Genomic DNA, 9,394 nt, shown 5'->3' with positions numbered 1-9,394 from the left:
CAACAGGGCGTCAGCGGCGATGGGAAGTGGATCAGCATGAGTCAATTCCAGCTATTCCGCGAAGAACCTTTTTATTGGGCGGTCAGGGCGGCTCCGATTTGAACCCTCCAGTTTGAACGAGCAGCCTTCAGGCTGCGCAGTAACGCAAGGTCTTACCTTGCGGCCCGCAGGGTGAGGCCGGCAACGGCCGAATACTAGCCGGGCGTGAGCCCGGCGCAGGACGCACCCGCAACGCGGGGGCGCCCCGTAGGGGTGGCGGCAGCTTGCTGACGACATCAATCCCTCCCTGACCGCCTCGAAATTCACATAACCAATCACCACGTCCTGTCCTGGTTCCCTTGATTCCAGTCACCAGCTGCTCATACCCTTCTATGCACAAAATTCTCTATCGGGATCAAGGACAAGACCCGGGGGAAGCCTCAATAGAAAGGCAGTCGCCTCCGCAACACTTTTGTGTGGACGGGAACAAGGAGCGTTTACGTGAACCCAAAAAGGGATGTGGTCTACATGGGAAAGTCTGAAAAACTCATAGACAAAATGCCCAAAGCCGTAGAAGAAATCGTCAAAACCAATCTGCAGGCACTACAAAGCTCCAAGGCAAGTTCGTTTAGCGACCTTCCTGACTGGACGAACAAAGTCAAAGTCACCGACAAGCCTTTGCAGGGTGACAATCTGGACGGCACCCATCAGCTTACGGTGAAACATCGTGACAGCTACAGAGTCGTTTATATCGCGACCTATGAAGACTGCATTTTTGTACTTCATTGTTTTAAAAAGAAAACCGAAGGGAAGTCGACTAAAGACATGAGAACAGTTAAAGAGCGATACGCTCGATTGAAAGATGACAGGGCGAGAGGCAGGGTTTAGCCTTTATACCAAATTTGATATATTGATTGACTATTGATACACTCGCCGCAAGGTTAGGCTGAACGCATAGGTACGATCATGTATACCCGTGTCTCCAATGTCTGGGCATCAAATGCCAAAAACGAAGCTGAAGCCAAGGCATTGACCTTGAAGGCGCAGCTTATGCTTGTTCTACGTGAGTTAATCTTCAAGAACGGCTGGAACCAAGCCGAGGCCGCGAAAAAGCTGGGAATTTCTCAACCCCGCGTCAGCTACCTCACTAATGGCCAGGTATCCAAGTTCAGTATGGACAAGCTCTATGAGCTCTTAACCCTCTGCGGTTATGACCTCGAAGTATCCCTACAAGATGGCATACCCGCCGTCACCACCACCCCCAACAAAGCGGCTTAGCGATACCGGCGCGAATCACTGCCGCACGGTGCGGGCGTTGGGCAACAGCGTCTCGAAGTTGGATCGGAACGGGTTGATGTCGATGCCGCCACGGCGGGTAAAACGGCCATAGACGGTGAGCTGGCGGGGGGCGCAGCGGCGCTGGATGTCGATGAACATCTGCTCGATGATCTGCTCGTGGAAGCCCTGGTGATTGCGCAGGGAGACCACGTAGCGCAGCAGGCTGGCCGGGCTGATCGGCGCGCCGGTGTAGCGCACCATGACGGTGGCCCAGTCGGGCTGGTTGGTGACCGGGCAGTGGCTGCGCAGCAAGTGGGAAAACAGCACGCCGCTCTGCTCCGGCCCCTGGTCGGTGAACAGCAGGTCCGGGCTGTATTCGAACCCCTCGAAACTGACATCCAGGCCGTCCACGCACTGGCCGTGGTCTTCCCAGAGCGGTTCCCGCTGCGCCTCTTTCAGGGACAGGATGCGCACGTCCAGAGGCGCGCCAATGGTGTGCGCCACGTCTTTCTCGATGGCGGCGATCACCGCTTCCCGGGATTCGAAGCGGGTATTGGCGAAGGAATTCAAATACAGCTTGAGCGATTTGGATTCCACGATGTTGGCGGAGGTACAGGGTATCGTCAGTTCCGCCACCGCCACCATCGGTTTGCCTTTGCCGTTCAGCCAGGACAACTCGTAGGCGTTCCACAAATCCATGCCGTGAAACGGCAGATCCGAATTTTCCAGTTCCAATCCTTCGCGGGCGTCCCAGCGCGGCACCGGACACAGCAGCGCCGGTGTGTACTGGTCAACGTAGTCGCTGGCGCGGCCCAGCGGGGTATCGTGCAGCAGGCTCATCGCTCAGGGCACCTTTCCTTGGTGAGGGAGGCGTCAGTATGCCGCATTTCAGCCACGGATTCCGGTACCCCGTTGCAACAGCCACAGCGCGAGCAGATAAAACACCGTGGTGAAGGCGAAAATCGCCCCCAGCGAAGCGTACACGTTGACGTCGCTGACACCGAGAATGCCGTACCGGAAGGCGTTGACCATATACACGATCGGGTTCACCAGGGTCAGGGTGCGCCAGAAGTCGGACAGCAGATCCAGTGAGTAGAACACGCCGCCCAGGTAGGTCAGCGGCGTCAGCACGAAGTTGGGAATGATGCTGACGTCATCGAAGTTGTTGGCGAAAATGGCGTTGATAAAACCGCCCAGGGAAAACAGCGCCGAGGTCATGATCACGGTGGCCACGGTGATCCAGACGTGCTGCATGGTCAGGTGGGTGAAAAACAGGCTCAGAATACTGACGATCACCCCGACCATGATGCCACGGGCCATGCCGCCAACAATGTAGCCGGTGAGAATCACGTGCGAGGGCATCGGCGAGACCAGCATTTCTTCGATGGAGTGCTGGAACTTGGTGGAGAAAAACGAACTCACCACGTTGCCGTAACTGTTCTGAATCACGCTCATCATGATCAGCCCGGGCACGATGTACTGCATGTAATCGAAGCCACCCATGTCGCCGATACGGCTGCCCACCAGATTACCGAAAATCACGAAGTAGAGGGTCATGGTGATGGCCGGCGGCAGCAGCGTCTGCGGCCAGATGCGCACGAAACGGCGCACCTCCTTGATGACGATGGTGAGAAAGGCGATCCATTGCTGGCGCGGGGTCATGATGCCACCTCCGCGTTGCTTTGCTGGCCGGGCAGATTCTGCTCCACCAGCCGCACGAACAGCTCTTCCAGGCGGTTGGCCTTGTTGCGCATGCTCATCACCTGGAAATCCTGTTCCGCCAGTTCCACGAACAACCGGTTCAGGTTTTCGGTTTTCGGCACTTCCACTTCCAGGGTGGCGGCATCGCGCAGTTTGACCGTGAAGCCGGACAACTCCGGCGCCCGATTCACCGGCCGCGCCAAATCCAGGATGAAGGTTTCCACCTGGAGTTTTTCCAGCAATGATTTCATGTCGGTGTTCTCGACGATACGGCCGTGGTCGATGATGGCGATGCGCCGGCACAACGACTCCGCTTCTTCGAGGTAATGGGTGGTGAGGATAATGGTGCGCCCCTCCTCGTTGAGGCCGATCAGGAAATCCCACATCGAACGGCGCAGCTCGATATCAACGCCGGCGGTGGGCTCATCGAGAATCAGCAGGTCCGGTTCGTGCACCAGCGCGCGGGCGATCATCAGGCGTCGCTTCATGCCGCCGGAGAGCATGCGCGCCTGGCTTTTGCGTTTGTCCCACAGGCCCAGTTTGCGCAGATACTTTTCCGCCCGCTGCCGCGCCAGCGGCGCCGGAATACCATAAAAACCCGCCTGGGTGACGACAATGTCGAACACCTTCTCAAACTGGCTGAAGTTGAATTCCTGGGGCACCACGCCGATTTTCTGCTTCGCCAGCGCGCGTTCGGAATCAAGATCGTAATCGAGAATCCGTACCTCGCCACTGGTCTTGTTCACCAGCGAGCTGATTACGCCGATGGTGGTGGATTTGCCGGCGCCGTTTGGCCCCAACAGGGCGAAGAAGTCACCGCGCTCAACGGTCAGATCGATGCCCTTGAGAGCCTCGGTACCGTTGGCATAGGTTTTTTTCAGGTTTCGAATCGTCAGGGCGGACAAAGTCACCTCGCCGGCGCTGGGAAAAGGAAAAACTCACAGTTGGGGGCGAGCATTGAACAATTCAAGCACCGTCCAGACTGCGGCGCCCCTGCTCCCCCCGCCACACCCAGTTCATATGACACTCGTCGAACCACACCCAGAGGCCCTCCATCATCCAGGGCCAGTCCCGTTCGTCGATGCAATCACGGCCTTCCAGCTCGGCGACCAGCACCGCCAGAATAGTGTCATGGGTTACGTGCACCGCCAAGGCGCCGGGGGAAGGCTCGCGCTCGCGCAGGTATGAGGCCAGCTTGGCGCGCCCCTGGGCCGGCGTCAGCATGCCCTCGAAGGGCATTTTCAGGTGGGCATTGAGGAATTTCATCGCGCCCATCTTCAAGAAGGTCGGCCCGACCTGATTGATGTCTTCCACGTAACAGCCCGGCTCGACCAGGGTGGCGTCGGTGATCACCTCAGGCACCCGGTCGATCAAGCCGGCTTCGCGGGCGCCTTCGGCCATCGCTTCGGCGGTGTCCACGCAACGCCCCACCGGGCTGGAATAGAACGCCGCCACCGGCCGCTCCAAGCGGGCGCCCCATTCACGGGCCATGGTGATGCCCTCTGGGGTCAACGGCAGGCGATAGTCGGCGAACCCGTTCTTGGCCAGTTCGCGCACGGAATGGCGTGTTACCAGATGGGCGGGCCGATCGGCGGGCAGATGACGGAGAGCGGAATGCAAGCGCGGATGTAAACGGGCCATGACAACTTCAGTTGGACATTCGGGTCATCTTACGAGCCGCCCCCGTGAATGCCAAGTCGATTGTCGCCGGCGACCCGTGACGCGTGACGCGTGACGCGACCATGACCGTGGCGGGAATCCATGCCATGATCGGCTCGCGATATCGGCACCGGCGCTGCGGTTGCCTCGCCCCAAGCAAAGTTCTAAAGTAGAACCTTATGCCCGGCGCGCCCTGAGCGCGCCTTTTCGGGTTCAAAAAACAATCGTTTACCGGTTCAGGGAGCAATCATGAAAACACGCATTACCGAGCTGTTTGGCATCGAACACCCGATTATCCAGGGCGGCATGCACTTCGTGGGTCTGGCCGAGCTGGCCGCCGCGGTGTCCAACGCCGGCGGGTTGGGCCTTCTCACCGCTCTCACCCAGCCTTCCCCGGAACATCTCAGCAAAGAGATCGCCCGCTGCCGCGAGATGACCGACAAGCCGTTCGGCGTGAATCTGACTTTCCTGCCCTCGGTGACCCCGCCGGACTACCCCGGCTACGTGAAAGCCATCATCGAGGGTGGCATCAAGGTGGTGGAGACCGCCGGCAACAACCCGCAGAAATACCTGCCCGCGCTTCAGGAAGCCGGCGTCAAGGTGATTCACAAGTGCACCTCGGTGCGCCATGCGCTTAAAGCGGAGTCGATCGGCTGCGACGCGGTCAGCGTGGACGGCTTCGAGTGCGGCGGCCACCCCGGCGAAGACGATGTGCCCAATATGATCCTGCTGCCACGCGCCGCCGAGGAACTGAAGATTCCGTTCGTGGCCTCCGGCGGCATGGCCGACGCGCGCTCTCTGGTCGCGTCGCTGGCCATGGGCGCCGACGGCATGAACATGGGCACCCGCTTTCTGGCCACCCGCGAAGCGCCGGTGCATGAGAACGTCAAGCAGGCGATCCTGGCCGCCTCCGAGCTGGACACCCGGCTGGTGATGCGCCCGTTGCGCAACACCGAGCGGGTGCTGACCAACGCCGCCGTGGAGCGGCTGCTGGAGAAAGAACGCGAGCTGGGCAAGGACATTCAGTTCAAGGACATCGCCCCGGAAGTGGCCGGCGTCTATCCCAAGGTGATGCGCGACGGCGATGTGGATGTGGGGGCCTGGAGCTGCGGCATGGTGGCCGGCCTGATTCACGATATCCCGGCGGTGGGCGAGTTGATCGGCCGCATCATGAAAGACGCCGACGAGATTATCCGCCAGCGCCTCACCGGCTTCGCCGACGGCCGCCTCTGAACCCGACTCGCCGCGGCGGCCAGGCCGCCGTGGCGCCCTTGCGAGGAGCACTCGATGAGCGAAATCCGTTTCTACTTCGACTTCGGCAGCCCCAATGCCTACCTGTCACACCGCCTGTTGCCGGACATCGCGCAACGCACCGGCGCCAGCCTGCGCTATGTGCCGATTCTGCTCGGCGGGCTGTTCAAGATGACCGGCAATCAGTCCCCGGTGCAGGCGTTCGGCAACATCAAGAACAAGCTTGCCTATGAACAGTTGGAAAGCCGGCGTTTTATCCAACGCCACGGGATTACCGAATTCCGCATGAACCCGCACTTCCCGGTCAACACCCTGCATATCATGCGCGGCGCCGTGGCCGCCGAAACACTGGGCGTGGCGCCGGCGTACATTGATTCGGTGTACAAGGACATGTGGGAGCGTGAACGCAAGATGGACGACCCCGACGTGATTCGCTCCGCCCTTCAGGAAGCGGGCCTGGACGCCGACGAAATTATTCGTCTCACGCAGACCGATGACATCAAGGCAACGCTGCTGGCTAATACCCAGGAAGCGTTCGACGCTGGCGCGTTCGGCAGCCCCAGCTTCACCGTGGAGGGTGAGTTGTATTTCGGCAAGGATCGTCTGCGCGACGTGGAGGAGCAAGCCAGGGCCGGTTGAACGGCCCCGTCCGCTTCAGCCCCGTTTTTTCTTCTTATCCAGGCGTTTCTCTTTCAACGTCTTACGGGGCTTCTTCTTTTCGTTTTCCTTACTCATGGTTCTGCACTCATGTCGTCAAGCAGTTCCCGCCCGGTCTGCTGCCGCCTGACAAACCGGGGCGGACGGTGTTCGCGGTTCTCGGCAAAACGCGAGCGGCCGGCTCAGTGCTTCATGGCGGAAACGCCTCCACCACCGCTTCAACCTTAACCACCAGAAGGTCGCAGCCACGCCCCAAAAAGCGCGGCCTGACCAGATCACCGGGGCGACTGCCCAATAAGGCGTCGCCAAGCGGTGACAGAATGGAGATCACGCCCTGTTCCGGCCGCGCCCGAGCAGGTTCCACCAGAATAAACACAGCCTCTTCGCCACAGAGCGGATCACGTACCGACACGCGACTGTTCAGTCTTGCCGCGCCCGCCTTCGTCTTATCGGAACACCCAAGCTCCAGACGCGCGATGACGCTGGCCAGACCGGCCGGCCGCAATACGTAACACCATGAACGAGCCAGATGATATCGACGGATGGCCGGTCGCCAACGGCGCAACGACCACCGCATGCGCTTAAGCGCCACGACGGTTCTCCCTGAAAACAGGATTACGGAAATGCGATTAATAAAAACAACGGAAGGGGGTGCCGGGCAGGAACAGGGTCCTGCCCGGCTTAATTCGGAAAGGTGAGCGAGAAGCGATAGAAAGCGAGGCGATGAGTCACGATGTTCTCCGGGAGTTCACTCACCAGAAAGAAGATGGCCATGACCATAGCCCAACCAAAAAATAAAGCAACCGCACCGCCGGCGCCTTCGGCGAAGGCGCCGGCAAGTGGGCTCAGAACACGCCCTGTTCAATCATGGCGTCGGCGACGCGGCGGAAACCCGCCACATTGGCGCCCAGCACCAGATTGCCCGGCGCGCCGAACTCCTCGGCGGTGGCACTGGCGCGGCGATGAATGTCCCGCATGATCGCGCGCAATGTCTGATCAACTTTCTCCGCCGGCCAACGCGCCATGGCGGCGTTTTGCTGCATTTCCAGCTGACTGACCGCCACGCCGCCGGCATTGGCGGCTTTACCCGGGCCATAGTCGATGCCCGCCCGCAGGAAGCACGAGACGGCCTCACGGGTACTGGGCATATTCGCGCCCTCGCACACGCCCACAACCCCATTGGCGACCAATGCTTCGGCGTCGACGCCGGTGAGTTCATTCTGGGTAGCACAGGGGAAGGCCAGTTCGGCGGGCTCATGCCATACCGGCGAACGCCCTGCCGTGTAGTCAGCCACCGGGATAAACGTCGCGTCAGTATGACAATCCAGATAATCGCGCAGTGGCAAACGGCGCCGTTCCTTGATGTCTTTCAACAACGCCACATCGAGACCCGCGCGATGGATCAAGGTGCCGGAAGAATCCGAGCAGGAAATCGGCCGGGCGCCCAACTGGGTCAGCTTCTCCAATGTATACAGCGCCACGTTGCCCGCGCCCGATACCAGGCAGCGCTTGCCGGCCAGGGTATCGCCGCGTTCGGCGAGCATGTTTTCGGCAAAGTACACGCAGCCGTAACCGGTGGCTTCACGCCGCCCAAGGGAGCCGCCCCACCCCGCCGCCTTGCCGGTGAGCACCCCCTCAAAACGACCGTTCAGCCGCCGATACTGGCCATACAAGTAACCGATCTCGCGCTGACCAACGCCGATATCCCCTGCCGGAACGTCTATGGTGGCGCCGATATGGCGGTGAAGCTCGGTCATAAACGCCTGGCAAAAGCGCATTATTTCGCCCTGGGAGCAGCCCTTCGGGTCAAAATCCGAGCCGCCCTTGGCGCCGCCCAGCGGCAGACCGGTCAGCGCATTTTTAAAGATTTGCTCAAAGCCCAGGAACTTGATGATGCCGGCGTTCACGCTCGGATGAAAACGCAACCCGCCTTTATAAGGCCCCAGTGTCGAGCTGAATTGCACGCGGTAGCCCTTGTTGACGCGAACCCGCCCCTGATCATCCAGCCAGGCAATACGAAAAAAGATCTGCCGCTCCGGCTCCAGAAGCCTCTCCACAACGGCCTCATCCTGATAACGCCGGTCGGCATCCAATACCGGCGCGAGCACTTCCAGCACCTCTTCCACGGCCTGATAGAATTCGCCCTGGCCAGGGCTGCTCCTGCGCAGTCCGTCCAGGGTCCGGGTCACATAGTCCATCGCTGATTTTTCCCTTACACGCTGCTCCAATAACAAACGCCTCGGAACAAGCAAAAAAGAATCACTATTTCAGGGAATCATATCCGCATGCGCACCGTTTCTCGACCACGACAACGGTTTGTTATTACGCGCAAGCAGAAAAACGTCAGGCTGTCTCTGGCAGTCGGCGGGACCGCCATTCAGAAAAGCGGAGAAGGCAAGGAAGCCAGGAAAGTGGCAAGGGCCGAACGCTCCAACCGGGAGAAGCCTTGACCAGGCAGGCCGGAGCGTGGACTTATCTGGGGCGGGGAAACGTGACCCGACCGGGCTGGCGCTCCAGCTCGCGACCGTGACCGCCTTTCCCTATCTGTAGAACTGGAGCGGGAAACGTGACTCGACCGGGCTGGCGCTCCAGCTCGCGACCGTGATCGCTTTCCCTGTCTGTAAAACTTAAATCTGGAGCGGGAAACGAGACCCGACCGGGCTGGCGTTCCAGCTCGCGACCGTGGCTGTCTTTCCCTGTCTGTAAAACTTAAATCTGGAGCGGGAAACGAGACTCGAACTCGCGACCCCAACCTTGGCAAGGTTGTGCTCTACCAACTGAGCTATTCCCGCTTGTAACTCTTCGGGCCGTCTTCCCGCCGGGAAGACGTTCTGCGGCGCCTGCCGGCGCCTGGTCAAACCCCATTAAG

General features: G+C 60.0%; 10 protein-coding genes and 1 tRNA gene. 4 read left to right on the top strand and 7 right to left on the bottom strand.

Translation table 11 applies throughout. The features are described from left to right. The first annotated feature begins 480 nt into the window (after nt 1-480). Together CGS25_RS18530 and CGS25_RS18525 are read left to right on the top strand one after the other, a co-directional pair. Complete coding sequence (locus CGS25_RS18530) at nt 481-867, top strand: type II toxin-antitoxin system RelE/ParE family toxin (RefSeq protein WP_101676373.1); 387 nt, start codon at nt 481-483, stop codon at nt 865-867. A 78-nt stretch (nt 868-945) separates the two neighbouring features. Next, entirely contained in the window at nt 946-1,257 is a 312-nt protein-coding gene (locus CGS25_RS18525; RefSeq protein ID WP_089031636.1) for a helix-turn-helix domain-containing protein, read from the top strand. A gap of 15 nt (nt 1,258-1,272) precedes the next feature. Here the strand turns inward: CGS25_RS18525 and queF are convergent, their stop codons facing one another. The 4 genes from queF to CGS25_RS18505 all read right to left on the bottom strand — a co-directional run bounded on the left by queF (nt 1,273) and on the right by CGS25_RS18505 (nt 4,599). Continuing rightward, entirely contained in the window at nt 1,273-2,097 is an 825-nt protein-coding gene (queF, locus tag CGS25_RS18520) for an NADPH-dependent 7-cyano-7-deazaguanine reductase QueF (RefSeq protein ID WP_089031635.1), read from the bottom strand. 48 nt (nt 2,098-2,145) lie between these two features. Further along, a complete protein-coding gene (locus CGS25_RS18515) occupies nt 2,146-2,919 on the bottom strand; it encodes an ABC transporter permease (RefSeq protein WP_101676372.1) in 774 nt (257 codons plus the stop codon). Then, nucleotides 2,916-3,863, bottom strand: a complete 948-nt coding sequence (locus CGS25_RS18510) for an ABC transporter ATP-binding protein (protein ID WP_101676371.1) — start codon at nt 3,861-3,863, stop codon at nt 2,916-2,918. Before CGS25_RS18510 ends, CGS25_RS18515 begins: the two co-directional genes overlap by 4 nt. Before the next feature lie 61 nt (nt 3,864-3,924). Further along, nucleotides 3,925-4,599: a histidine phosphatase family protein gene (locus CGS25_RS18505; RefSeq protein WP_101676370.1), complete on the bottom strand. Its 675-nt coding sequence runs from the start codon at nt 4,597-4,599 to the stop codon at nt 3,925-3,927. A 267-nt stretch (nt 4,600-4,866) separates the two neighbouring features. On the opposite strand from CGS25_RS18505, the gene CGS25_RS18500 reads away from it, so the two are divergent. Both CGS25_RS18500 and CGS25_RS18495 read left to right on the top strand, forming a co-directional pair. Continuing rightward, nucleotides 4,867-5,850, top strand: a complete 984-nt coding sequence (locus CGS25_RS18500; RefSeq protein ID WP_089031631.1) for an NAD(P)H-dependent flavin oxidoreductase — start codon at nt 4,867-4,869, stop codon at nt 5,848-5,850. Nucleotides 5,851-5,904: 54 nt separating this feature from the next. After that, nucleotides 5,905-6,507, top strand: a complete 603-nt coding sequence (locus tag CGS25_RS18495; RefSeq protein WP_101676369.1) for a 2-hydroxychromene-2-carboxylate isomerase — start codon at nt 5,905-5,907, stop codon at nt 6,505-6,507. Between the two features lie 208 nt (nt 6,508-6,715). On the opposite strand, the gene CGS25_RS19335 is transcribed toward CGS25_RS18495, so the two are convergent. The 3 genes from CGS25_RS19335 to CGS25_RS18480 form a co-directional block, all read right to left on the bottom strand. Further along, complete coding sequence (locus CGS25_RS19335) at nt 6,716-7,102, bottom strand: GreA/GreB family elongation factor (RefSeq protein WP_269800704.1); 387 nt, start codon at nt 7,100-7,102, stop codon at nt 6,716-6,718. 268 nt (nt 7,103-7,370) lie between these two features. Further along, nucleotides 7,371-8,723, bottom strand: coding sequence for an NADP-specific glutamate dehydrogenase (gdhA, locus tag CGS25_RS18485; RefSeq protein ID WP_089031628.1), 1,353 nt, complete (start codon nt 8,721-8,723; stop codon nt 7,371-7,373). Nucleotides 8,724-9,241: 518 nt separating this feature from the next. Further along, a tRNA-Gly gene (locus tag CGS25_RS18480) sits at nt 9,242-9,317 on the bottom strand. Nucleotides 9,318-9,394 lie beyond the last annotated feature (77 nt).

Source organism: Alloalcanivorax mobilis (assembly GCF_002864685.1).
Classification (GTDB): Bacteria; Pseudomonadota; Gammaproteobacteria; order Pseudomonadales; family Alcanivoracaceae; genus Alloalcanivorax; species Alloalcanivorax mobilis.
This window is presented reverse-complemented; position numbering and strand designations above follow the sequence as displayed.

Bases quoted from the DNA above. Each gene is read 5' to 3' on its own strand.
- CGS25_RS18525 (WP_089031636.1), top strand. From the start codon at position 946: ATGTATACCCGTGTCTCCAATGTCTGGGCATCAAATGCCAAAAACGAA.
- queF (WP_089031635.1), bottom strand. From the start codon at position 2,097: ATGAGCCTGCTGCACGATACCCCGCTGGGCCGCGCCAGCGACTACGTT.
- CGS25_RS18515 (WP_101676372.1), bottom strand. From the start codon at position 2,919: ATGACCCCGCGCCAGCAATGGATCGCCTTTCTCACCATCGTCATCAAG.
- CGS25_RS18505 (WP_101676370.1), bottom strand. From the start codon at position 4,599: ATGGCCCGTTTACATCCGCGCTTGCATTCCGCTCTCCGTCATCTGCCC.
- CGS25_RS18500 (WP_089031631.1), top strand. From the start codon at position 4,867: ATGAAAACACGCATTACCGAGCTGTTTGGCATCGAACACCCGATTATC.
- CGS25_RS18495 (WP_101676369.1), top strand. From the start codon at position 5,905: ATGAGCGAAATCCGTTTCTACTTCGACTTCGGCAGCCCCAATGCCTAC.
- CGS25_RS19335 (WP_269800704.1), bottom strand. From the start codon at position 7,102: ATGCGGTGGTCGTTGCGCCGTTGGCGACCGGCCATCCGTCGATATCAT.
- gdhA (WP_089031628.1), bottom strand. From the start codon at position 8,723: ATGGACTATGTGACCCGGACCCTGGACGGACTGCGCAGGAGCAGCCCT.